Consider the following 23,066-nt stretch of genomic DNA (forward strand, 5'->3'; position numbering starts at 1 on the left):
CGGGACGGGGCCGTGTCACCTCCGTTGGCCGTTCCCGCGCGTGTGAAGGGAAAGTCTTACTCATGGCTCGCAAGAAGATCGCCCTCGTTGGCGCCGGTATGATCGGCGGCACGCTCGCCCACCTCGCTGCGAAGAAAGAGATGGGCGACGTCGTCCTGTTCGACATCGCCGAAGGTCTGCCGCAGGGCAAGGCGCTGGACCTCAGTCAGTGCGGCCCGATCGAAGGGTTCGACGCGAAAATCACCGGCACCAACGATTATGCCGATCTCGCTGGTTCGGATGTCGTGATCGTCACCGCTGGTTCGCCGCGTAAGCCGGGCATGAGCCGCGACGATCTGCTGGGCATCAACCTCAAGGTGATGAAGGCTGTCGGCGAAGGCATCAAGAACAACTGCCCCGACGCATTCGTGATCTGCATCACCAACCCGCTCGACGCGATGGTCTGGGCGCTGCGCGAATTCTCCGGCCTGCCCCATAATAAAGTCGTCGGCATGGCCGGCGTGCTCGACTCTGCCCGTTTCGCGACTTTCCTCGCATGGGAATTCGGCGTTTCGGTGAAGGACGTGAACGCATTCGTGCTCGGCGGCCACGGCGACACGATGGTGCCGGTGCTGTCGTACTCCACGATCAGCGGCATCCCCGTGGGCGATCTGGCCAAGATCAAGGGCGTCGATGCGGCCCGCCTCGATGAAATCGTCGCCCGCACCCGCTCGGGTGGCGGCGAAATCGTCGGCCTGCTCAAGACCGGCTCCGCTTATTACGCACCGGCCACCAGCGCGATTGCAATGGCCGAAGCGTACCTTGGCGATCAGAAGCGCATTCTGCCCTGCGCCGCGCACGTCGATGGCAAGTATGGCGTCAACGGCCTCTATGTCGGCGTTCCGGCAGTGATCGGCGCGAACGGCATCGAGGACGTGGTCGAAATCGAACTGTCGGACGAAGAAGCGAAGAACCTCAAGGTTTCGGTCGATGCGGTCGAAGAACTGCTCGTCGCCTGCAAGAACATCGATCCGTCGCTGGCCTGATCCGGCGGGCCTGAAACAGACGCATCCAGAGAGGAAAATTCATGTCCATTCTCGTCGATAAGAATACTAAGGTCATTACTCAGGGGATGACTGGCGACACCGGCACATTCCACACCCAGCAGGCGCTCGATTACGGCACGCAGATGGTGGCGGGCGTCACGCCGGGCAAAGGCGGCACCGAACACATCGGCTTGCCGGTGTTCAACACGGTCAAAGATGCCAAGGCCGCCACCGGCGCGACCGCATCGTGCATCTATGTTCCGCCGCCGTTCGCCGCCGATTCGATCCTCGAAGCGATCGACGCGGAAATCGAACTGATCGTCGCCATCACCGAAGGTATTCCGGTGCTCGACATGGTGCGCGTGAAGCGCGCGCTCGATGGCAGCAAGAGCCGCCTGATCGGCCCCAACTGCCCCGGCGTGCTGACCCCCGGCGAATGCAAGATCGGCATTATGCCCGGCAGCATCTTCAAGAAGGGTTCGGTTGGCGTCGTGTCCCGTTCGGGCACCCTGACTTACGAAGCCGTGCACCAGACCACGATGGTCGGCCTTGGCCAGACCACCGCAGTCGGCATCGGCGGCGACCCGGTCAACGGCACCAACTTCATCGACGTGCTCGACCTGTTCCTGTCGGACGATGAAACCAAATCGATCATCATGATCGGTGAAATCGGTGGCTCCGCAGAGGAAGAAGCCGCTGAATTCATCAAGGAACAGGCCAAGAAGGGCCGCAAGAAACCGATGGTCGGCTTCATCGCGGGCCGCACGGCACCTCCGGGCCGCCGCATGGGCCATGCCGGTGCCATCGTGTCCGGCGGTCAGGGCGGCGCGGAAGACAAGATCGCTGCGATGGAAAGCGCGGGCATCCGCGTCTCCCCGTCGCCCAGTGAACTTGGCACCACGCTCGATGCGCTGCTGAAGGAACTGGCGTAACTCGCCTGAATTATACTTATTGAAGGGCCGACGGGGGGCGTCGGCGCGTTGAGGTAACCCAATGGGTAACGAAGCACACGATTTCCTCCCTGACGGTCAGGATTCCGGGCCGCAACCCGGTCCGTCCTGGGCCAACCCGCGCTGGCCGCTGGTCGGCGGTGAGAGCGAGGACGATCTGACGCAGGCGCTCGATCCGACAGCGATGAAGCTGGCGGTAAAAGCGGCTGCGACCAAAACGGGCAAGCAGATGGACGAAAAGGCGGTCGAACAGGCCGCCGACGATTCGATCCGCGCGATGATGCTCGTCCGCACGTATCGGGTACGCGGCCATCTTGCCGCTAACCTCGATCCGCTGGGCCTTTCCAGCCATGAGCTGCCTGCCGACCTGACGCCCGAATTCCACGGCTTTTCCGGCGCCGCGCTCGATCGCCCGGTTTATGTCGGCGGGACGCTGGGCCTCGAATGGACCACCATCGGCGAACTCGTGGCGATCCTGCGCAAGAATTATTGCGGCAAGGTCGGCTTCGAATACATGCACATCGCCGATGTGGAGGAACGCCGCTTCATTCAGGACCGGATCGAAGGGATCGACAAAGTCATCACCTTCACCCCGGAAGGCAAGCGCGCGATTCTGGCGGCAGTGATCCGCGGCGAACAATACGAAGATTTCCTCGGCAAAAAATACGTCGGCACCAAGCGGTTCGGCCTCGACGGCGGGGAATCGATGATCCCCGCACTCGAAGCGGTGATCAAGTATGGCGGCCAGATGGGCGTGCGCGAAATCATTTACGGGATGGCTCACCGTGGCCGTCTGAACGTGCTCGCCAACGTGATGGCCAAGCCGTATCGCGTGATCTTCCACGAATTTTCCGGCGGCAGCGCCAACCCCGAAGATGTCGGCGGTTCGGGCGATGTGAAATACCACCTCGGCACCAGCACCGACCGCGAATTCGACGGGATCAAGGTTCACATGAGCCTGGTGCCCAACCCCAGCCATCTGGAAGCGGTGGACCCCGTCGTGCTCGGCAAGACCCGCGCGCAACAGGCCATTCGCGACGATCTGAAGAAGCACGAACAGGTTCTGCCTGTGCTGATCCACGGCGATGCGGCATTTGCGGGTCAGGGCATCGTGTGGGAATGTTTCGGCTTTTCCGGGGTGCGCGGGTATAACACCGGCGGTTGCATCCATTTCGTGATCAACAACCAGATCGGCTTTACCACCAGCCCGAAATTCGCCCGCTCCTCGCCCTACCCCTCCGATGTGGCGAAGGGCGTTCAGGCTCCGATCCTGCACGTCAACGGCGACGATCCCGAAGCGGTGACGTTCGCCTGCAAGATGGCGATCGAATACCGCCAGACATTCGGGCGCGATATCGTGATCGACATGTGGTGCTATCGCCGGTTCGGCCACAACGAAGGGGACGAACCGAGCTTTACCCAGCCGCTGATGTACGACCGGATTCGTCAGCACCCCAAAGTCAGCGTGCTCTATTCCGATCGCCTGCTGAACGAAGGCATGATCGAAAAGGGCGATCCCGATGCCATGCGCGAAGAATTCCGTGCGCATCTGGATGAACAGTTCGACGGGGCTGCGGATTACAAGCCAAATGCAGCCGACTGGTTCGGTGGCCGCTGGGCTGGGCTGAACAAGCCCGCCGATTCCGAAGAAGCGCGCCGCAATGTCGATACTGCGATCTCGCGCAAGCTGTTCGACAGCCTCGGCCGCACTCTTACGACTGTGCCCGACGATCTGACGATCCACAAAACGCTCGGCCGCGTGCTCGATGCCAAGCGCAAGATGTTCGACACCGGCGAAGGGTTCGACTGGGCCACCGCCGAGGCGCTCGCTTACGGCAGTCTGGTGACCGAAGGATATGGCGTGCGCCTGTCCGGCCAGGATTCTGGGCGCGGCACGTTCAGCCAGCGTCACGCGGTGTGGATCGATCAGAAGACCGAAGACAAGTACATTCCGCTGTGCCAGCTGCCGCATGGCAAGTTCGAGGTGTATGACAGCCCGCTGTCCGAATACGGCGTGCTCGGCTTCGAATACGGGTTCGCGATGGCCGATCCCAAATCGCTGGTCTTGTGGGAGGCCCAGTTTGGCGATTTCGCCAACGGGGCGCAGATCATCATCGATCAGTTCATCGCCAGTGGCGAAGCCAAATGGTTGCGCGCCAACGGTTTGGTGATGCTCCTGCCGCACGGCTACGAAGGTCAGGGGCCGGAACACAGCTCGGCCCGGCTCGAACGATTCCTGCAACTGTGCGCCAACGATAACATTCAGGTGTGCAACATCACCGTGCCGGCGAACTATTTCCATGTTCTCCGCCGCCAGATGCTGCGTCCGTTCCGCAAACCGCTGATTATCGTGACTCCCAAGAGCCTGCTTCGCCACCCGATGGCGAAAAGCACTGTCGAGGAATTCACGGGTGAAAGCCATTTCAAGCGGATTATGTCGGATACGGCCGAAATTGCAGACACCAAGGTGAAACGCCTTGTGCTCTGTTCGGGCAAGGTCGCCTACGACCTGATCGAGAAGCGCGACGAGGAAGGGTTGGAAGACGTCTCTATCGTCCGCCTCGAACAGCTTTATCCCTTCCCCGGTGAGCCGTTGGTGATCCGCCTGAAACGGATGAAGAACCTCGAAACGGTCGTCTGGTGTCAGGAAGAGCCGAAAAACAACGGCGCATGGTTCTTCGTTGAAAGCAAGATCGAAGAGGCGTTGAACGAAGCCGGGCATACCGGGATGCGCCCGTGTTATGCCGGACGCGAAGTGGCGGCATCGCCTGCCACCGGCCTTGCCAAACGCCATGTCGAACAACAGCGGTCGCTGGTGCAGGTCGCACTTGGCCTTGCCGATGGCGGCGCGGATGCCCGCGCAAAGCTCAAGGCATCCGCTCGCAAGAAACCCGCCTGAGGAACAGGAACTTTTCAATGTCCCAAGAAGTCAAAGTCCCCACTCTGGGTGAATCGGTCACAGAAGCGACCATCGGTGAATGGCTGAAACAGCCGGGCGAAGCGGTCGCTGTCGACGAACCGATTGCCAGTCTTGAAACCGATAAGGTCGCTGTCGAAGTCCCCTCCCCCATCGCAGGGGTGATGGGCGAGCACAAAGTCGCCGTTGGCGACACAGTCGAAGTCGGTGCGGTGATCGCCATCGTCGAGGAAGGCAGCGCGGGCGCTGCCCCCGCCAAGCCTGCCGCTGCGGCGCCCGCTTCATCGTCGGACAATGGCACGTTGGAAGACACCGTTCCGGCGCAGGCGAAGATCCACGATCCCGATGCCGCACAGACGCTTTCGCCCGCTGTACGCCGCGCTGTGCTCGAACACGGGGTCGATCCAACGCAGATCAAGGGCACTGGCAAAGACGGTCGCCTGACCAAGGAAGACGTTGTCGCCGCCGCGCAGGCAAAAACCGCCTCGCCTGCACCAGCCGCCGCTACGCCGACACCTGCCGCCGCTGCGCCTGTCGGGAGCCGCAACGAAGAACGGGTCAAGATGACCCGTATGCGCCAGACTATCGCGAAGCGGCTGAAAGGCGCGCAGGACACTGCCGCGCTACTGACCACTTTCAACGACTGCGATATGAGCGCCGTGATCGAAGCGCGCGAAAAGTACAAAGACGTTTTCGCCAAGAAGCACGATATCAAACTGGGCTTCATGTCATTCTTCGCCAAGGCAGCCTGTCTTGCGCTGAAAGATATCCCTTCGGTCAACGCGCAGATCGATGGCGATGAAATCGTTTATTTCGATTACGTCGATATCTCGGTCGCGGTCAGCGCGCCCAACGGGCTGGTCGTGCCGGTCGTGCGCGATGCCGACAAGAAGGGCTTTGCCCAGATCGAAAAGGATATCGCGGACTTCGGCAAACGCGCCAAGGACGGTTCGCTGACGATGGAAGACATGAAGGGCGGCACCTTCACCATTTCCAACGGCGGCGTGTTCGGCGGCCTGATGTCGACCCCGATCATCAACCCGCCGCAGAGCGCCGTGCTCGGCCTGCACCGGATCGAAGATCGCCCGGTCGTCCGCAATGGCGAGATCGTGATCCGCCCGATGATGTACATCGCGCTCAGCTACGACCACCGACTGATCGACGGTCGCGAAGCGGTCACCGCACTGAAAACGATCAAGGAAGCGATCGAAGATCCCACCCGGATGCTGATCGACCTGTAATCCATTTGGTTCGCTGCCCGCAGCGACCCCAGACAAATGCCCTGCGCTGGATACAAGGGGCGAACGGAGTTGAAAATGTCGGACTACGATTACGACGTCCTGATTATCGGTGCTGGACCCGGCGGCTATGTCGCGGCGATCCGTGCGGCGCAGCTTGGCCTGAAAACCGCCTGTGCCGAAGGACGCGAAACGCTGGGCGGCACCTGCCTCAACGTCGGTTGCATTCCGTCAAAGGCGATGCTCCATGCCAGCGAGTATTTCGAAGCGGCCAAGGGTGGCGCGATGGCCGAAATGGGCATTGAGGTGACCCCTAAGCTCAACCTCGGTCAGATGCACAAACAGCGGATCGACGCCGTGGGCGGCCTGACGAAGGGCGTCGAATTTCTGTTCAAGAAGAACAAGGTCGACTGGCTGAAAGGCTACGCCACCTTCAAGGACGCGCACAGCGTGGAAGTGAACGGCGAAACCAAAACCGCCAAGACCGTGGTGATCGCCACCGGTTCGTCGGTCACTCCGCTGCCGGGTGTCGAAGTGGACAATGCCAAAGGCGTGGTTGTCGATTCGACCGGCGCGCTCGAACTGCCAGCCGTCCCCAAGAAGATGGTCGTGATCGGCGGCGGTGTGATCGGGCTGGAACTCGGCTCGGTCTGGCGCCGTCTGGGCGCGGAAGTCACCGTGGTCGAATTCCTCGATCAAATCCTGCCCGGCATGGACGCCGATGTGCGCAAGGAAGCGCAGAAAATCTTCAAGAAACAGGGCATCGAATTCAAGCTCGGCACCAAAGTCACCGGCTGCACGGTGAAGGGCAAGAAAGCCACGCTGACGCTGGAACCGGCCGCTGGCGGCGATGCGGAAACGCTGGAGGCCGATTGCGTGCTGGTGTCGATCGGACGCAAGCCCAATACCGATGGCCTCGGCCTCGACAAGATCGGTCTGGAAACCAACAAGCGTGGCCAGATCGAAGTCGACGGTGAATTCCGCACCGCTGTCGATGGTGTGCGCGCCATTGGCGATGTCATCCCCGGCCCCATGCTGGCGCACAAGGCGGAAGACGAAGGCATCGCCGTGGCCGAATGGATCGCCGGACAGACCGGCATCGTCAATCACGACGTGATCCCCAGTGTGGTCTATACATGGCCGGAAATCGCTGGCGTCGGCCTGACCGAAGAGGCCGCGAAGGAACGCGGCGCAGTGAAAACCAGCAAGTTCCCGATGCTGGCCAACAGCCGCGCGAAGACCAACCACGAACCCGATGGCTTCGTGAAAGTCATCGCCGACGCTGAAACCGACCGCGTGCTAGGCGTGTGGATCATTGCCTCCGTCGCCGGAACAATGATCGCGGAGGCCGCACTGGGCATGGAATTCGGCGCGACCAGCGAAGACATCGCCTATACCTGCCACGCGCACCCGACCCATTCGGAAGCGATCAAGGAAGCGGCAATGGGCGTGATGGGGAAACCGATCCACACCTGATTTATTAAGGGCTATCGCGACATAGGATTGCACCGCCCCATCTCCGTCTGCGCTATCGCGCTGTCCGTGACACTGCTTGTCAGCGGGTGGTGGATGGTGGGCGCGGGTGCACCTCGCATTTATGCCATTGTGAACCTTGCCGCCGTGGTCGCGGGGGTGCCACTCGCGCTCGCAATCGCACGGGTTCCTGCGAATGCTGCGCTGATCGCCCCCGCAGTTCTAGGCGCGCTGGCGCTGATGTTCGGCCCTTCCAGCGAAGGAGTCCATCGGTGGGTCGCTCTGGGCGGGCTGAGCATACATGCGACAATGCTGGCAGGGCCGTGTTTCGCGGTGGCATTCCAGCGGATTGGCGGATGGCCGGCCTCCATCGCGGCAGTCGCCTTCGCTGCTGTCACCGCTTTCCAACCCGATTTTGGAATGGCGCTTGCACTGACTTGCAGCGTTGCAGCGACTCTGGTCGTCCGGCGCGATTTGCCAACTCTGGCTGCCTTTGCCTGCGCGGCATTGGCGACGGTGTGGACAGCATGGCGCGGCGATCCGCTGTCAGCCGTGCCGTTCGTGGAAGGCGTAGTACAGCGCATGGCGAGCGAACACAGCGCAGCCGCACTGATTTCGCTGGCATTACTGGCGCTTGCGACAGCAGCCCCCACGCTTTCGCGCGAAGGGCGATACGCAGGCGGACTTGCATTCGCCGGATATTCTGCCGGACTTGTCGGCGCATCGCTGATTGGCCCCTTCCCCGCACCGCTGGTCGGATATGGCGCCGCCCCCGTTCTCGGCTACTGTCTGGCTCTCGGCCTGCTCTTCAGGCCGTTGAGCGCCACCGACCGCTAGGAACTGTCCGCTAACTCGCGTATTGATAGGCGAAGGGGAACAGGGGCACGTTATGGCGAACGGCTGGGTTCACAGGCTGGCGATGGCTCTCTGCGGCACCATGGCGCTGGCCGGTTGCAAGCAATCGAGCGAACCGTTCGCGCCCCCTCCCCGCGCCAACGATGCTATCGAAGTCCCCGATGAAAATTCGGTCATCGCGGTGCCTGTTAAGGCTGACTTGTCGAAACTGGTCGATAATGTCGCGCGCGAAATTCCGCGCACACTCTACCAGATTGATCGCAAGGATCAGACGTGCCTCGCGTCGAAAAAGGTCAAAGTCGCTTTCGTCAAACTCAAGACTCCCAAGATCAAATGCGACATCGTCGGCACTGTCACGCGCGGCAAAATGGCCATTGCCGGGCGCGGGCGCGATATCGTCGTGACAATGCCAATCCACGCCGAAGTGCACGCCAAGGATATTGCAGGCATTCTCAAGCAGGAAACCGCCACTGCCGATGCCAATGTACGCGCTGTGATCCGGCTGTCGATCGATCGGCAGTGGAACCCGCGGGGCAAGATCGCCATCCGGTACGACTGGACCGACACGCCGCACATCGACTTCCTCGGCCAGCGGATCGAATTCACCAAAGATGCCGACAAAGAACTGAAAAGCGTAATCGCCAAGCTCGAACGCAGCCTTCCGCGAGAGCTGGAGAAAGTCCACTTGCGCCGCGATATCGAGCGATTGTGGGGCGAAGCGTTCACTGTCCTTCAGCTCAACGAGAAAAACCCGCCAGTGTGGATGCGGATCGAGCCGCAGCAATTGCAGTATGGCGGCTATTCACTTTCCGGCAAAACGCTGAATCTCAAGCTGGGAATGACCGCCCGAACCCAGACTTTCGTTGGCGACAAGCCTGCACCCCCGGACAAGAAACCACTGCCACCACGCACACCTTTGTCGGAAACGCCCGGCAAGCTGGCATTCTTCATCCCGGTCGTGGCCGATTACGCAGAGCTGGAACCCGTGATTGCCAGGGCACTGAACAAGCGGGCTGCCCGACCATTCAAAGTGCCCGGCATCGGCCCGGTGCAGGCGCGATTCGGGAAGATAGAGGTTTACGGATCCACCGGCGGCCGCGTGGCCGTGGGCGCCACCTTCACGGCACAGCGGACCGACGGGAAATATGGCGCGGCCAACGGAACGGTCTGGCTCACCGGCGTGCCGCATAACCAGCCGAATTCACGCAAAGTGTCGTTCAGCGATGTCTCGGTGACGGGCGACAGCGACCGGATGGAAACCGATATCCTGATGCGGCTTGCCAGTGCGCCGGGATATCAGCAGGCAATCGCCGATGCCCTGACACAGAATTTCGAAGGCGATTTCGATGATCTGAAAGGCAAGATCGAACGCGCCATCGCTCGCCGCCGCGAAGGCGATCTGGTAATTCACGCCCGGATCGATGAAGTGAACACCGGAGAGCTGAAGGCGGCCGGGCGCGGGCTGTATCTTCCGGTGCAGGGCTCCGCGACGACATCGATCACATTGACCGCCCGCTGACGGGGTCGGCTGATCGCAACCCTGCCGCGCCTCGCGTCTGAATTCGGGAGTAAATCCTGGAGAAGCCGATGTCTTCAGGCCACCCGAAGAACCCGGCGCAATCGCGTTGGCGCAGCTGATCGAAAGAGAGCTGGGATAGCAGATGATCCGTGATTAGCATGAGCAGGTACTGAGCGCACATTCTGCACATAAACCGATATTAAGGCTTCCCGGTTCGATATTGGGCACAATCCCGCTTTTCCCCCATCGCCAGATTCGGGTAAAGGCGAGCACATGATTGGCCCTGCCCTGCCCCCGTTTCTCGACCTTGCCGGCACGGCGATATTCGCGCTTACCGGTGCACTGCTGGCCGCCAGACTACGCCAGACATTCGTGACGATGGCGTTCTTCGCGCTGGTCACCGGCGTGGGCGGCGGATCGTTGCGGGATATGTTGCTGGGCGCGCCGGCCTTCTGGTTGCACAGTCCGTGGGTGGCGGCGGTGATCTTCGCAACTGCGCTGGTGGCGTGGTTCACTCCGCGCCGGTGGTGGGACAACGAATTGCTGGAATGGGCCGATGCGATGGGGCTGGCCGCTTTCGCGGTGCTGGGTGCAGCCAAGGCGCTGGCGTTTGGTGTCGCTCCATTGCCTGCTGCGGTGCTGGGCATCGTCACCGGCTGCGCGGGCGGCGTGATCCGCGATGTAATCGCAGGCGAACCCTCTATCCTGATGCGGCCAGAGCTATACGTGACGGCAGCGGCGCTATCGGCAATCCTGACAGTCGGCGGCGAAGTGGCGGGTCTGCCTGCCGTTATCGCGTGGAGTGTAGCATGGGCCGCCGGTTTCGCGCTGCGCGGGACAGCAATCCGCTGGCGGCTCGCCTTGCCATCATACCGAGAGGGCAAGGAGCGAGACAAGGTCAGTGAGCCGGCAGATCCTCCACCCCCGAAGAACGATCGTTAGGAAGATCAGCCGCTGAAATCAGGCTGTTCCGCAGTTGAGTACCGCCCGTCGTCAACTTCGTCGCCAATCGGGCCGCCGGGATAGGCTGGTGCCGCATTGCGATCGATATCGCTGTCAACCGCCGGGCCGGATGCACCGCCACCGGGGATGGCCGATTGATTCTGCCACGCCTGAGCATATCGCTCGCTGCTCCACTGCCGGTCCTCCACCGCTCCGCGTGAGGACCGCCCGAAATCGATGCCGTCGATCCGGCCATCGCGCCCGACCATGCATGTGAAAGGCGCGCCCGTCACCAGATTGCCCTCCACCCGCCAGCCTTCGCCGTACCGTTCGGCCGAATGGATGCTGTCGACCCGGCCATTTCTCCCTGCGGCATCGGCACAGCTATCGACCGCGCGGCTTAACCCCGCACTGTCGCCATACGGCGGCTGATCGGGGCGGCTGCGATATTCGGGATAGCGATTATCCGGATAACGCGTATCGGGATAGCGTGTGTCGGGGTATGGCCGGTTGCGATAGCGATCATCGTTATCGCGCGAAGACTTGGTAACGGCGCTCGCGACAGCGGCAATCGCCCCAACCACCAGCAGACCACCGATAACATCGCCTGCATCGATACGGTCGCGACGATAGTGCCGTCCCCACCGTCGTGAGTGGTCGGCATTGTCGGAATCGGCATGAAATCCACCGATTGCGATGACATCGCTGGCGATGGAGGGATGCGGCATCTCCGCAGCGGCCAGCGGTGATACTGCCATCGATGCGCTGGCCATCAGTGCAACGGCAGCGGCGAATTTGGAATAACCGGTCATATCAATGTCCCCATCCACGGAGATCTGCGACAGAGCGCCGCATAGTGACGACGAAATTAGGCGGTCCAGGCTTGCGTAAGCCTGAACCGCCCCTTCGGTGGCTCGTTAGCGGTGCGTGCTCAGATCAGAGCCCGCGGATACCGCTGTAATCGAGATCGACGACGCGCCCGTAGCGCACTTCGCATTTGAACTTTCCGCTATCCCAACCGCGATAGCTGTTGTTCCAGCCACGGTAGTCGTTACCCCAGCCTGAACCGTAATTCCGGTCACCCCGGCGCCATTCGCGGCCCATGTTACTCACGGCGATCCGGCCTTCGACCTTGTAGCCATTACGTTTGCGATCAATATCGCGAATGTCGGTCACCCGCGCGCCGCGATAGCCATAGCGTTGGGCGTTGCGTTGTGCCGCGGCCACGCACTGCTGCACCGCATCGCGCGATCCCGCACGGGCGTAGCGATCATTGCCATAGCGGTTGTCGTAACGGTCGCCGTAGCCATAGCGATCATCATATCGGCCATCGCGATAGCTGCGATCTTTGCCGATAGACGACGCGACAGCAGCGATACCGCCGATAATCAGCGCCCCTGCGATGATTTCACCTGCGCCGATACCGTCATGATCGCGGTCGCGGGCCATTGCGGGGCTTGCCGAAGCCATTGCCATCGCGCCAGCCGCGACGGCACCGATGGTTCCTTTGGCCAATGCGTTGGTCATGGTCTTCATAGTGTCCTCACTTTCGGGCGGCGAAGGAGTGCCGCCTTGTGAAGACGTTGTAAGCGATTCGCGGTGTGATATCCCTGAACTGGCAATGCAGCCAACGTTCATCTAATCTGCTACTTTCATGAACGAATAAAACAAAAGGCCGCGAGAGTTTCCTCTCACGGCCTTTCCTATTTCATCCCCTTTTTAAGAGGGGCGACGACGCGATCAGGCGTCTTCGAATTCTTCTTCGTTCATGACCGGGCCGCTGTCCTGCCCCTTGGCATCGACATCGCGATCAACCAGTTCGATGATCGCCATCGGCGCGGCATCGCTGCCGCGGATACCAGCCTTGATAACACGGGTGTAGCCGCCATCACGGTCGGAATAACGCTCAGCCAGAACGTCGAACAGCTTCTTAAGCTGGGTTTCATCGCCAAGACGGCTCATGGCCAAACGGCGGTTCGACAAGCCACCACGCTTTGCCAGCGTGATCAGCTTTTCGAAATAAGGGCGCAGTTCTTTCGCCTTAGGCGTGGTGGTGAGGATCTGCTCATGCTTCACCAGCGCAGTGGCGAGATTGCGAAGCAGCGCGGCGCGGTGGCCGGATTTACGCTGCAGCTTACGGCCGGAAAGTTTATGACGCATATCTGTTCCTTCATTCGTAGGGGGCCCGTACAAGGTAGCCCGATCCAGGACCGTTAAGGGACGGCCCGTTACCCTGATTGCGAAACCCCGAAACAATCCGGGGCACCAAACTGCCAGAGAAGCCCTGACAGTGTGAGCGGCCCCGCCGTACGCGAAGGCCGCTCATAGTACTTAGCCGAGCAGCTCCTGTTCGAGCTTCTTGGCCATTTCTTCGATATTTTCCGGCGGCCAGCCAGGGATATCCATGCCGAGGCGCAGCCCCATCGAGCTCAGGACTTCCTTGATCTCGTTGAGCGACTTGCGGCCGAAGTTCGGTGTGCGGAGCATCTCTGCCTCGGTCTTCTGAACCAGGTCGCCGATATAGATGATGTTGTCGTTCTTCAGGCAGTTGGCCGAACGCACCGACAGTTCCAGCTCGTCCACCTTCTTGAGCAGGTAACGGTTGAGCTGGTTGGTGTCGTTTTCTTCCGGCTGAGCGGCAACACCGATCATCGGGCTGGAAGGCTGCGGAATGCCATCTTCGAAGTGGACGAACAGCGTGAGCTGATCCTGCAGGATGCGGGCGGCATAGGCCAGCGCATCTTCCGGGGTCACAGTGCCATCGGTTTCGATCGTCAGGCTAAGCTTGTCAAAGTCGAGCTCCTGCCCAACGCGGGCGTTTTCAACTTTGTAGCTGACCTGACGGACCGGCGAATACAGCGAATCAACCGGGATCAGACCAATCGGCGCATCGGCCGGACGGTTGCTGACCGCAGGAACATAGCCCTTGCCGGTATCGGCAGTGAGTTCCATGTTCAGGGTCGCACCATCGTCGAGATGGCACAGCACCAGATCCTTGTTCATCACTTCGATGTCGCCCGAAACGGCGATATCGCCCGCCTTCACCGGGCCGGGGCCCGTTGCCGAAAGCTGCAGACGCTTGGCGCCTTCACCTTCCATCTTGAGGGCAATCTGTTTCACATTCAGCACGATATCCGTCACGTCTTCACGCACACCGGCGAGCGACGAGAACTCATGCAAAACATTTTCGATCTTGATCGAAGTGATCGCGGCACCCTGAAGGCTGGAGAGCAGCACACGGCGCAGCGCATTGCCGAGCGTCAGGCCAAAGCCCCGCTCAAGCGGTTCGGCAACGAATGTTGCCTTACGGCCCTTGGCGCCTTCCTTGACGTCGAGGGTATTGGGTTTCTTGAGTTCCTGCCAGTTCTTGGTGTTGACGGACATGGATTTCCCCTGGGGTTAAATGCGGGCGGGACCGGCTGCGCTGGGCGGCGCGTCCGGTCCGTGAATGGCGGCGGGGCTCAACACCCCGCCGGGCAGGTACGGATCAGACGCGACGACGTTTGGAAGGCCGAACCCCGTTGTGCGGGATCGGGGTCACGTCGCGGATCGAAGTAATGGTAAAGCCCACCGCAGCCAGACCGCGCAGTGCACTTTCACGACCCGAACCCGGGCCCTTCACTTCAACTTCCAGCGTACGGACACCGTGTTCGGCAGCCTTCTTACCAGCATCGTCAGCGGCGACCTGAGCTGCATAAGGGGTCGACTTACGGCTCCCTTTGAAGCCCATCATGCCCGCGCTGGACCAGCTGATAGCATTGCCCTGCGCGTCTGTGATGGTGATCATCGTGTTGTTAAAGCTGGCGTTGATGTGGGCAACACCGCTCGAAATGTTTTTCTTATCGCGACGCCTGATACGGCCGGGTTCGCGTGCCATGATGGTATTCCTCTATCTCTACGGATGAAGTGAAGTAGCGGGGAGCCCGGCTTACTTCTTCTTCCCGGCGATCGGCTTGGCCTTACCCTTGCGGGTGCGGGCATTGGTGTGGGTGCGCTGTCCACGAACGGGCAGGCCCGAACGGTGACGCAGACCACGATACGAACGCAGGTCCATCAGACGCTTGATGTTCATCGCGGTGTCGCGACGCAGGTCGCCTTCCACGCGGTGATCGGCGTCGATCGTTTCACGGATCTGCAGGACTTCCGCGTCGGTCAGGTCCTGAACACGACGGGCGTGATCGATCCCCAGCTTGTCAGCAATCTTGACGGCGGTCGTGCGACCGATCCCGTGAATGTAGGTGAGCGCGATAATAACGCGCTTGTTGGTGGGGAGGTTTACCCCGGCAATACGAGCCACTTAATTCTCCATGCTCCACAGAGGTTTGATCGACCGACTTGCGAAGGGCGGCAGACCCCTATCTCAACGCTGCAACTTCTCGACAAGGCGGGTGCCCTGACGGCAAAAAACCCGGATGGCGCGCTTTCGGCTGACGCCTGCCGGACCAATTCCGTCATGTCGAAGAACGCGGCGCTTACGGGGATTTTCCTGCCCCGTCAACAACCTTACGCACGATCAGTGACGGCTGGAGCCATATGGGCACCACCGACCGTTCTGCAAGTCTGTAATACTACGCAACAGTCCGTACGTCAAAGTACGCCGGGATCCTTCGCTTCGGGTGTCGGATTGCTATCAGCCTTGCCACCCTGCCCTTTTGGCCCATCGTTCAGCTTTTCATTCGCGAGCGCATCAAGCGCCGCGCCCACATCCGCCGCATCGCCCGATAGCAGTGGGTCAGAACCAGCATCCTGTTCCACCTTATCGGGTTTAACTTCCTCGGCCTCAATTCGCCCCAACTTATCCGCCAACCCGTTGAGTTGCTGGCTCATCACGCCGTCGACCGCCTTCGATATCGTGTCTGGAGGATACCGCAGCACTCCGCCCACGATATATTCCCACATTATGCGTGTGCCCCCTTCGTCAGTCGCTTTCATCGTGATGGTCAGAACACCTTGTACAGGTTCGCTTTGCAAAGGCCCCAGTGCACCGCGCATACGCAGCGCCTTGCCCGGCTCCGCCAGAACAACTTCCATATGCTGTGCACTGCCAGCCAGCCCTGGGCTGTTCGCGGTCGGTTTCGCGGGAATTCTCTCGCAGAAGCATCCTCCGCCTTGCGGAGTGAGCGTCAGATTAGTGGCATCGCCCGACCAGGTGTGCCCGCTGTTCCACCACTCGCCTGGCTTTATCAGCATCAGCCATGTGGCCAGAGTGTCCGCTTTCACGACCACGCTATCGCGCGTTACGAACAACGATGCGTCGGCCTGCATAACCTCAGCGCGCGCACCATGTGCCGCAAGCAGCGCAGGCATACCCGCAAAGCACGCCAGAATCGTCTTCCTCATCGGATACCCCTTCATCCCTTCCGCGTTATTTCACGCGGAAGGGCGATAGAAAAGGGTCAACCGGCCAGAACGCTTTCGATCTCTTCGCTGACGGCATCCATATCCGCCATCCCATCTACCCGACTAACGATGCCACGTTCTTCATAAATGGGCAAAATCGGCGCAGTTTTGGCGCGGTATTCTTCCATCCGTTTCCGAACAGTTTCTTCATTGTCGTCAGGCCGGCGCTTGAATTCGGTGGACCCGCATTTGTCGCAGACCCCCGCAACTTTCGGCTGCTTGAACACGTCATGGTAACCAGCGCCGCACTGAGCACAGGTAAAGCGACCCGTGATTCGTTCGACGAGCGCGTCTTCGTTCACTTCCAGCTCGATCACATGATCGAGCTTACGGTCATGTCCGGCCAGAATTGCATCGAGCGAATGCGCCTGCGCTTCAGTGCGCGGATAGCCATCGAAAATGGCGCCCGTATCGGGGCCCATCGCCGCCAGTTCGGCATCGATCAGCTTGCTGACAATCTCATCCGAGACAAGCTCTCCACGCTCCATCACCGCCTTGGCTTCAAGGCCGACCGGAGTGCCAGCCTTGACCGCCGCCCGCAGCATGTCGCCTGTGGAGAGCTGGCGCATCCCATGCCGATCGACCAACCGTTGAGCCTGAGTACCCTTGCCCGCTCCCGGCGGTCCAAGAAGGATGATGTTCACTTTGCGCCACCCCCGAAAATTATGTGAAACTTACCGCAAACGCCCCTTGAGACGAGCCTTCTTGATCAAATCGCCATACTGGTGCGCCAGCAGGTGCGACTGAATCTGGCTGATCGTATCCACCGTTACGTTGACAACAATCAGCAAGCTCGTTCCGCCGAGGAACAGCGGGATACCGGTCTGCGCGATCATATATTCGGGAATCACACAAACCAGAGTCAGGTATATTGCGCCAACCACGGTGATGCGAGTCAGCACATAGTCTAGGTAGTCTTGCGTGCGCTTGCCTGGACGGATGCCGGGAATGAACCCACCGTTCTTCTTCAGGTTCTCTGCCGTTTCTTCCGGATTGAAGACAACCGCAGTGTAGAAAAAGCTGAAGAAGATAATGCCCGCAGCATAGAGCGCCATATACAGCGGCTGCCCGTGGCGCAGGTAGAAGTTGAGCGTGTTGATAACCCCGCCCATCGTCGAATCGGGGTTGATCCCTTCACCGGCGAACTGGGTAATCGTGAGCGGCAGCAGCAGGAGCGAGCTGGCGAAGATCGGCGGAATAACGCCGGCCGTGTTCAGCTTCAGCGGCAGGTGGCTGCGGTCGGCCTGCATCATGCCACGTGCGCTGGCGCGCTTAGGATATTGGATCAACAAGCGACGCTGAGCACGCTCCATGAAGCAAATCAGCAGCACGAGGCCGACGATCATCGCGACAAAGAAAATGATCACGAACGGGCTGATCGCACCGGACCGGCCGCCTTCGAACAGGTTTGCCGTAAAGCTCGGAAAGCGCGAAATAATACCCGCCATAATGATCAGCGACACGCCGTTCCCGATCCCGCGACTGGTAATCTGCTCGCCCAGCCACAGCAGGAACATCGAACCGCCTACGAGGCTGATGACAGCCACAATACGGAACATTATCCCCGGCATCACAACAGCTTGGAGGCCTGCCTGCGCGCCGTAAGCCTCAAGGCCAGTCGCAAGGAACCAGCCTTGAATGGCACAGAGGAATACCGTGCCGTAACGCGTATATTGATTGAGCTTCTGACGACCGCTGGCCCCTTCCTTCTTCATCGCGGCAAGCGCAGGATGGAGAGAGGCGGCAAGCTGAACCACGATCGATGCCGTGATATAGGGCATGATGCCAAGCGCGATCAGGCTCATACGTTCGAGGCTTCCGCCAGAAAACGTATTGAACAGATCAAGGATACCGCCCTGCGTCTGCTCATACAGCTGTGACAACACCAACGGGTTCACACCCGGCAGCGGCACGAAGCTGAGAAAGCGGAAGACGATCAGAGCACCGATCGTGAACCAGATACGGTTCTTCAGTTCGGTAGCCTTGGAGAAATTCGCGAAGCTGAGATTGCTCGCAATATTGTCGGCGCTGGATGCCATCAGTAAACCCGATATTCCTGCATTGTTGCCCGGACCCTCCCGGTGAGGGAATTCACATAGGGTGCAGGTTGGCAAATGTCGAACCTGCAAGGGCCATAAAATGCACGATCCCGGTGAAAGCTGGGGTCAAGGGCGGTCGATTGACGACAAAATGCCCGTAACCCCGGCTCGCACCGGGACGTCAATTCTTACTTAGCGTCGGCCTTCGCGTCAGCTTTCTTCGGTGCAAGAACCTCGACCGAACCGCCAGCCTTCTCGACTGCGTCGATCGCGCCCTTGCTGGCCCCGGCGACAATGAACTTGGCCTTAGCCTTCAGTTCACCCTTGCCAAGCAGACGGACACCGTCCTTGCCACCGCGCGCCAGCCCGGCAGCCTGCAGAGCGGCATGGTCGATATCCTTCGATGCATCGAGCTTCTTCGCATCGATGAACTTCTGGACCATACCGAGGTTCACTTCGGCGTAATCCTTTCCGAAGGGGTTGTTAAAGCCACGCTTCGGCAGGCGCATATGCAGCGGCATCTGACCGCCTTCGAAGCCCTTGATGGCCACGCCGGAACGAGCCTTCTGACCCTTCTGGCCACGGCCGCCGGTCTTGCCTTTGCCCGAACCGATGCCCCGGCCGATCCGCATTTTGCGGTGACGGGCGCCTTCGTTGTCGCGGATGTCATTCAGTTTCATAGTGTGCACTCGCTTTCGCTTTGTCTCGCGCTTCAAAAAAAGTGATCCCCCGCACACGGCGGGGGCCTCTGGACACAGGCTAAACACCCTGACCGGAGATCCCCGCGCTGTTACGGGGACTCACGAATTGGTCAACCCTCGATAACTTCCACCATGTGGGGAAGCTTGGCGATGGCACCGCGGGTTTCAGGCGTATCAGCCACTTCCACTTCGCGGTGCATCTTGCCGAGGCCGAGGCCAATCAGAATCTTCTTCTGGGCTTCGGGCCGACGGATCGGAGAACCGATCTGACGGATCTTGATGGTTTTTGCTTTAGCCATCCTGCTTACTCCGCAATCGCGGCGGCGTCGGCTTCAGCCTCGGCCTCCGAAGCGCCACCGCGACCAAGCAGGTCAGCGATTTTTTTGCCGCGACGCTGAGCGACAGACTTCGGCGAAGTCTGGTCCTGCAGCGCAGCAAACGTAGCGCGGATCATGTTGTAGGGGTTCGACGTGCCAACCGACTTGGTGACAACGTCCGCAACACCAAGGCTTTCGAAGACGGCGCGCATCGGACCGCCGGCGATGATGCCCGTACCCGGAGGAGCCGTGCGAAGCGTCACCTTGCCAGCACCGAAACGGCCATTGCCATCGTGGTGCAGCGTGCGGCCTTCTTTCAGCGGAACGCGGATCATCTTCTTGCGCGCAGCAGCAGTCGCCTTGGTGATCGCTTCCGGTACTTCGCGGGCCTTACCGTGGCCGAAGCCAACGCGGCCTGATCCGTCACCAACCACAACGAGAGCGGCGAAACCGAAGCGCTTACCGCCCTTCACCGTCTTGCTGACACGGTTGATATGGACCAGCTTTTCAATGATGCCGTCGTCTTCTTCCTCGCGACGGTTGCCGCGACGATCATCACGTCCACGACCACGGCCACCACCATCACGGCCACCGCGGCCACCACGTCCACGACGCGGCTGCCCTTCGGCACCCTGTGCAGCATCCTGATTGGCAGCAGCTTCGGACGGAGTATCGGCAACTGCCGGAGCTTCGTTGGTCACCGCGTTTTCGGTTTCGGCAGTCGCCACGACCTTATCCTCGGTGTTTGCGTTGTTCTCGTCAGCCATCATCAGAACTCCAGCCCGCCTTCGCGAGCGGCATCGGCCAGCGCCTTCACGCGGCCGTGGAAAAGGAACCCGCCGCGATCGAACACGACGGAAGTCACGCCCGCCTTCTTGGCGGCAGCGGCGATGTCCTTGCCCACCTGAACGGCAGCATCGACATTGGCACCCGAAGCCTTGGCTCCAAGGGTTGACGCGGCGGCCACAGTGCGGCCTTCCTTGTCGTCGATAATCTGCGCGTAGATGTGTTTGCCGGTGCGATGCACCGACAGACGCGGCCGTTCACCGGCACGGGACTTGATCGCTGTACGCACGCGGCGGCGGCGGCGTTCGAAGAGGGAAAGCTTTGCCATCTTACTTCTTCTTCCCTTCCTTGCGGAAGATGTACTCACCGCGGTACTTGATGCCCTTGCCCTTATAGGGTTCGGGCTTGCGCCAGCGGCGAACTTCGGCGGCAAACTGGCCAACGGCCTGCTTGTCCACACCAGAAATCTCCACAGTGGTCTGATCCGGCGTCTTTACTTCGAGGCCTTCCGGCACATCGAGATCGACATCGTGGCTGAAGCCGAGCTGAAGCTTAAGCTTCTTGCCCTGCGCTTGCGCACGATAACCAACGCCGCTGATTTCCAGAACCTTGGTGAAACCTTCGGTTACGCCTTCGACCAGGTTCGACACCAGCGTGCGCTGCATACCCCAGAAGGAGCGTGCGGCCTTGGTGTCGTTGGCCGGCTTGACCAGAATCTCACCGTCTTCGACTTTGTAGTCGATCAGTTCGCTCAGGCCCAGCGACAGGGTACCCTTGGGCCCCTTCACAGTCAGAGTGTCGCCCTCGATGTTGGCGGTAACGCCACTCGGGATTGCGACCGGCTTTTTGCCGATGCGGCTCATCAGAACACCTCCGCCAGCACTTCGCCGCCGACGTTCTGAGCGCGCGCTTCATTATCCGAAAGCACACCCCTGGGGGTCGAGACGATGGTGATGCCAAGGCCATTACGCACAGTCGGGAGCTCGCGGCTGCCCGAATAAATGCGACGTCCCGGCTTGGAGACACGAGCGACATGCTTGATTGCAGGCTCGCCTTCGAAATACTTCAATTCAATCCGCAGGGCCTTGTGCTTGCCCGATGCGTCTTCGCTGTAGCCACGGATGTAGCCTTCGCGCTGAAGCACTTCGAGAACGTTTGCACGCAGCTTGGAAGCGGGCGAAAGGACGGAGTCCTTCTTCGCCTGCTGGCCGTTGCGGATGCGGGTGAGCATATCACCCAGGGGATCGGTCATAGCCATCGGTCAGATCCTCACCAGCTCGACTTGGTCACGCCCGGGATCATGCCTTTATTGGCAAGATCACGGAGTTCGACGCGACAGAGGCCGAACTTGCGGTAATAGCCGCGCGGGCGGCCGGTGGTCGCGCAACGATTGCGCACCCGGGTCGGGTTCGCGTTGCGCGGGATTTCAGCCATCTTCAGGCGTGCGATCAGACGCTCGGATTCATCGAGCGACTCATCATCGGCAATCGCCTTCAGCCTCGCATACTTGTTCGCGAATTTCTTCACGAGCTTCTTGCGACGCTCATTCTTGTTGATGGAACTCAGTTTCGCCATGGACTTAAGCTCTCTTCCTTACGGGCGGCTCACGCCGCTTCCTTCTCTGCCGACTGCTCAGCCGGGAACGGGAAACCGAACAGGCGCAGCAGTTCGCGCGCTTCTTCGTCGGTCTTCGCCGTGGTGGTTACGATGATATCCATACCCCGAACCTTCTCGATCTTGTCGTAGGAGATTTCAGGGAAGATGATCTGTTCTTTCAGGCCCATGGCATAATTGCCACGACCGTCGAAGCTCTTCGCGTTCAGGCCACGAAAGTCGCGAATGCGGGGCATTGCGATGGTCACCAGACGGTCGAGGAACTCGAACATACGTTCACGACGCAAGGTGACCTTGCAACCGATCGGCATGCCTTCACGCAGCTTGAACTGCGCGATCGACTTCTTGGCCTTGGTAATCACAGGCTTTTGGCCAGCGATCAGAGCCATTTCCTCAGCCGCGGTCTGGACTTTCTTCTTGTCCTGGCTCGCTTCGCCCACACCCATGTTGAGCGTGATCTTTTCGAGACGCGGAACTTCAAGCGCGTTCTTGTAGCCGAACTTTTCAGTCATCGCCTTGGCGATTTCCGCGTCGTATTTGGCCTTAAGGCGCGGTGTGTAATTGTCAGCCATCGATGGTTTCCCCCGATTTTACGGCGACGCGAACCTTCTTGCCGTCCTTCACTTCAAAACGGACGCGAGTTGGCTTGCCATCCTTGGGATCGGCCAGCGCAACCTTCGAAATGTTCATCGGCGCGGGAACGCGATCGATGCCACCCTGCGGGTTGGTCTGGCTCGGCTTGCGGTGACGGGCCATTACATTGATACCGTCAACAACGACTTTGCCATCGCGCGGATGTACGGACTGGACGGTGCCGGTACGGCCCTTGTCCTTGCCCGAAAGCACGACGACATTGTCGCCCTTCTTGATCTTTGCGGCAGCCATTACAGCACCTCCGGAGCGAGCGAAATAATCTTCATGAACCCGCGGCCACGCAGTTCGCGCACCACTGGGCCGAAGATACGGGTGCCAATCGGCTCCTCGTTCTTGTTGACCAGAACAGCGGCATTGCTGTCGAAGCGGATCACGCTGCCATCCGGGCGGCGCACGTCCTTCTTCGTGCGAACGATCACTGCACGGTGAACGTCGCCCTTCTTAACGCGGGTACGCGGGGCAGCTTCTTTGACGGAGACAACGATAACGTCGCCCACGCCGGCAAAGCGCCTCTTCGATCCGCCCAGTACCTTGATGCACTGGACGCGCTTGGCGCCGCTGTTGTCTGCGACGTCGAGCGTGGATTGCATCTGGATCATCGATCCGGTTCCTTCTTGCTCGGCTTGCCGGAACCAG

27 protein-coding genes are annotated in these 23,066 nt (G+C 60.3%); 8 read left to right on the forward strand and 19 right to left on the reverse strand.

What is annotated here, in order from left to right; translation table 11 throughout:
• The first annotated feature begins 62 nt into the window (after positions 1-62).
• The 8 genes from mdh (at position 63) to D6858_RS02890 (ending at position 10,919) form a co-directional block, all read left to right on the forward strand.
• Complete coding sequence (gene mdh / locus D6858_RS02850) at positions 63-1,025, forward strand: malate dehydrogenase (RefSeq protein WP_120106989.1); 963 nt, start codon at positions 63-65, stop codon at positions 1,023-1,025.
• Positions 1,026-1,066: 41 nt separating this feature from the next.
• Complete coding sequence (gene sucD, locus D6858_RS02855; protein ID WP_120106991.1) at positions 1,067-1,957, forward strand: succinate--CoA ligase subunit alpha; 891 nt, start codon at positions 1,067-1,069, stop codon at positions 1,955-1,957.
• 61 nt (positions 1,958-2,018) lie between these two features.
• A complete protein-coding gene (locus D6858_RS02860; RefSeq protein ID WP_120106993.1) occupies positions 2,019-4,874 on the forward strand; it encodes a 2-oxoglutarate dehydrogenase E1 component in 2,856 nt (951 codons plus the stop codon).
• Between the two features lie 17 nt (positions 4,875-4,891).
• The gene (gene odhB, locus D6858_RS02865; RefSeq protein WP_120106995.1) at positions 4,892-6,133 is read left to right on the forward strand and encodes a 2-oxoglutarate dehydrogenase complex dihydrolipoyllysine-residue succinyltransferase; all 1,242 of its coding nucleotides are present in this window, start codon (positions 4,892-4,894) and stop codon (positions 6,131-6,133) included.
• A gap of 75 nt (positions 6,134-6,208) precedes the next feature.
• Positions 6,209-7,606 (forward strand): dihydrolipoyl dehydrogenase, encoded by a 1,398-nt coding sequence (gene lpdA / locus D6858_RS02870; protein ID WP_120106997.1) that lies wholly within the window; start codon positions 6,209-6,211, stop codon positions 7,604-7,606.
• A 66-nt stretch (positions 7,607-7,672) separates the two neighbouring features.
• Complete coding sequence (locus D6858_RS02875) at positions 7,673-8,440, forward strand: hypothetical protein (RefSeq protein WP_120106999.1); 768 nt, start codon at positions 7,673-7,675, stop codon at positions 8,438-8,440.
• A 52-nt stretch (positions 8,441-8,492) separates the two neighbouring features.
• Positions 8,493-9,977, forward strand: coding sequence for a DUF4403 family protein (locus D6858_RS02880; RefSeq protein ID WP_120107002.1), 1,485 nt, complete (start codon positions 8,493-8,495; stop codon positions 9,975-9,977).
• A 273-nt stretch (positions 9,978-10,250) separates the two neighbouring features.
• The gene (locus D6858_RS02890; RefSeq protein WP_120107007.1) at positions 10,251-10,919 is read left to right on the forward strand and encodes a trimeric intracellular cation channel family protein; all 669 of its coding nucleotides are present in this window, start codon (positions 10,251-10,253) and stop codon (positions 10,917-10,919) included.
• 5 nt (positions 10,920-10,924) lie between these two features.
• Here the strand turns inward: D6858_RS02890 and D6858_RS02895 are convergent, their stop codons facing one another.
• The 19 genes from D6858_RS02895 to rplN all read right to left on the reverse strand — a co-directional run bounded on the left by D6858_RS02895 (position 10,925) and on the right by rplN (position 23,029).
• Positions 10,925-11,731, reverse strand: a complete 807-nt coding sequence (locus D6858_RS02895) for a hypothetical protein (RefSeq protein WP_120107010.1) — start codon at positions 11,729-11,731, stop codon at positions 10,925-10,927.
• Between the two features lie 124 nt (positions 11,732-11,855).
• On the reverse strand, positions 11,856-12,455 hold the full coding sequence (locus tag D6858_RS02900) for a hypothetical protein (RefSeq protein WP_120107013.1): 600 nt from the start codon (positions 12,453-12,455) through the stop codon (positions 11,856-11,858).
• A 204-nt stretch (positions 12,456-12,659) separates the two neighbouring features.
• Positions 12,660-13,079 (reverse strand): 50S ribosomal protein L17, encoded by a 420-nt coding sequence (gene rplQ, locus D6858_RS02905; RefSeq protein ID WP_120107015.1) that lies wholly within the window; start codon positions 13,077-13,079, stop codon positions 12,660-12,662.
• Between the two features lie 171 nt (positions 13,080-13,250).
• Positions 13,251-14,303, reverse strand: coding sequence for a DNA-directed RNA polymerase subunit alpha (locus D6858_RS02910; RefSeq protein WP_120107018.1), 1,053 nt, complete (start codon positions 14,301-14,303; stop codon positions 13,251-13,253).
• A gap of 103 nt (positions 14,304-14,406) precedes the next feature.
• Complete coding sequence (gene rpsK, locus D6858_RS02915) at positions 14,407-14,796, reverse strand: 30S ribosomal protein S11 (protein WP_047805755.1); 390 nt, start codon at positions 14,794-14,796, stop codon at positions 14,407-14,409.
• Between the two features lie 51 nt (positions 14,797-14,847).
• The gene (rpsM, locus tag D6858_RS02920; RefSeq protein ID WP_120107020.1) at positions 14,848-15,216 is read right to left on the reverse strand and encodes a 30S ribosomal protein S13; all 369 of its coding nucleotides are present in this window, start codon (positions 15,214-15,216) and stop codon (positions 14,848-14,850) included.
• Between the two features lie 290 nt (positions 15,217-15,506).
• Positions 15,507-16,259: an SRPBCC family protein gene (locus tag D6858_RS02925; protein WP_205664862.1), complete on the reverse strand. Its 753-nt coding sequence runs from the start codon at positions 16,257-16,259 to the stop codon at positions 15,507-15,509.
• A gap of 56 nt (positions 16,260-16,315) precedes the next feature.
• Positions 16,316-16,963 (reverse strand): adenylate kinase, encoded by a 648-nt coding sequence (locus D6858_RS02930; RefSeq protein WP_120107022.1) that lies wholly within the window; start codon positions 16,961-16,963, stop codon positions 16,316-16,318.
• Between the two features lie 30 nt (positions 16,964-16,993).
• Positions 16,994-18,358 (reverse strand): preprotein translocase subunit SecY, encoded by a 1,365-nt coding sequence (gene secY, locus D6858_RS02935; RefSeq protein WP_120107024.1) that lies wholly within the window; start codon positions 18,356-18,358, stop codon positions 16,994-16,996.
• A 188-nt stretch (positions 18,359-18,546) separates the two neighbouring features.
• Positions 18,547-19,038 carry a 50S ribosomal protein L15 gene (gene rplO / locus D6858_RS02940; RefSeq protein ID WP_120107026.1) on the reverse strand — a complete coding sequence of 164 codons (492 nt, stop codon included), beginning with the start codon at positions 19,036-19,038 and terminating at the stop codon, positions 18,547-18,549.
• Between the two features lie 131 nt (positions 19,039-19,169).
• A complete protein-coding gene (rpmD, locus tag D6858_RS02945; RefSeq protein ID WP_120107028.1) occupies positions 19,170-19,358 on the reverse strand; it encodes a 50S ribosomal protein L30 in 189 nt (62 codons plus the stop codon).
• Between the two features lie 5 nt (positions 19,359-19,363).
• Complete coding sequence (gene rpsE / locus D6858_RS02950) at positions 19,364-20,146, reverse strand: 30S ribosomal protein S5 (protein WP_225081275.1); 783 nt, start codon at positions 20,144-20,146, stop codon at positions 19,364-19,366.
• A complete protein-coding gene (gene rplR / locus D6858_RS02955) occupies positions 20,146-20,490 on the reverse strand; it encodes a 50S ribosomal protein L18 (RefSeq protein ID WP_120107030.1) in 345 nt (114 codons plus the stop codon). The genes rpsE and rplR overlap by 1 nt, the downstream gene beginning before the upstream one ends.
• Before the next feature lies 1 nt (position 20,491).
• Positions 20,492-21,025: a 50S ribosomal protein L6 gene (rplF, locus tag D6858_RS02960; protein ID WP_120107032.1), complete on the reverse strand. Its 534-nt coding sequence runs from the start codon at positions 21,023-21,025 to the stop codon at positions 20,492-20,494.
• Positions 21,025-21,420 carry a 30S ribosomal protein S8 gene (rpsH, locus tag D6858_RS02965; RefSeq protein ID WP_120107034.1) on the reverse strand — a complete coding sequence of 132 codons (396 nt, stop codon included), beginning with the start codon at positions 21,418-21,420 and terminating at the stop codon, positions 21,025-21,027. Before rpsH ends, rplF begins: the two co-directional genes overlap by 1 nt.
• Before the next feature lie 11 nt (positions 21,421-21,431).
• Positions 21,432-21,737, reverse strand: coding sequence for a 30S ribosomal protein S14 (gene rpsN, locus D6858_RS02970; RefSeq protein WP_120107036.1), 306 nt, complete (start codon positions 21,735-21,737; stop codon positions 21,432-21,434).
• Positions 21,738-21,766: 29 nt separating this feature from the next.
• The gene (rplE, locus tag D6858_RS02975; protein WP_120107038.1) at positions 21,767-22,348 is read right to left on the reverse strand and encodes a 50S ribosomal protein L5; all 582 of its coding nucleotides are present in this window, start codon (positions 22,346-22,348) and stop codon (positions 21,767-21,769) included.
• Positions 22,341-22,661, reverse strand: coding sequence for a 50S ribosomal protein L24 (rplX, locus tag D6858_RS02980; protein WP_120107040.1), 321 nt, complete (start codon positions 22,659-22,661; stop codon positions 22,341-22,343). The genes rplE and rplX overlap by 8 nt, the downstream gene beginning before the upstream one ends.
• The gene (gene rplN / locus D6858_RS02985) at positions 22,661-23,029 is read right to left on the reverse strand and encodes a 50S ribosomal protein L14 (RefSeq protein ID WP_102156480.1); all 369 of its coding nucleotides are present in this window, start codon (positions 23,027-23,029) and stop codon (positions 22,661-22,663) included. The genes rplX and rplN overlap by 1 nt, the downstream gene beginning before the upstream one ends.
• Positions 23,030-23,066: the final 37 nt, after the last annotated feature.

Source organism: Tsuneonella suprasediminis (assembly GCF_003605755.1).
GTDB classification, from domain to species: Bacteria; Pseudomonadota; Alphaproteobacteria; order Sphingomonadales; family Sphingomonadaceae; genus Tsuneonella; species Tsuneonella suprasediminis.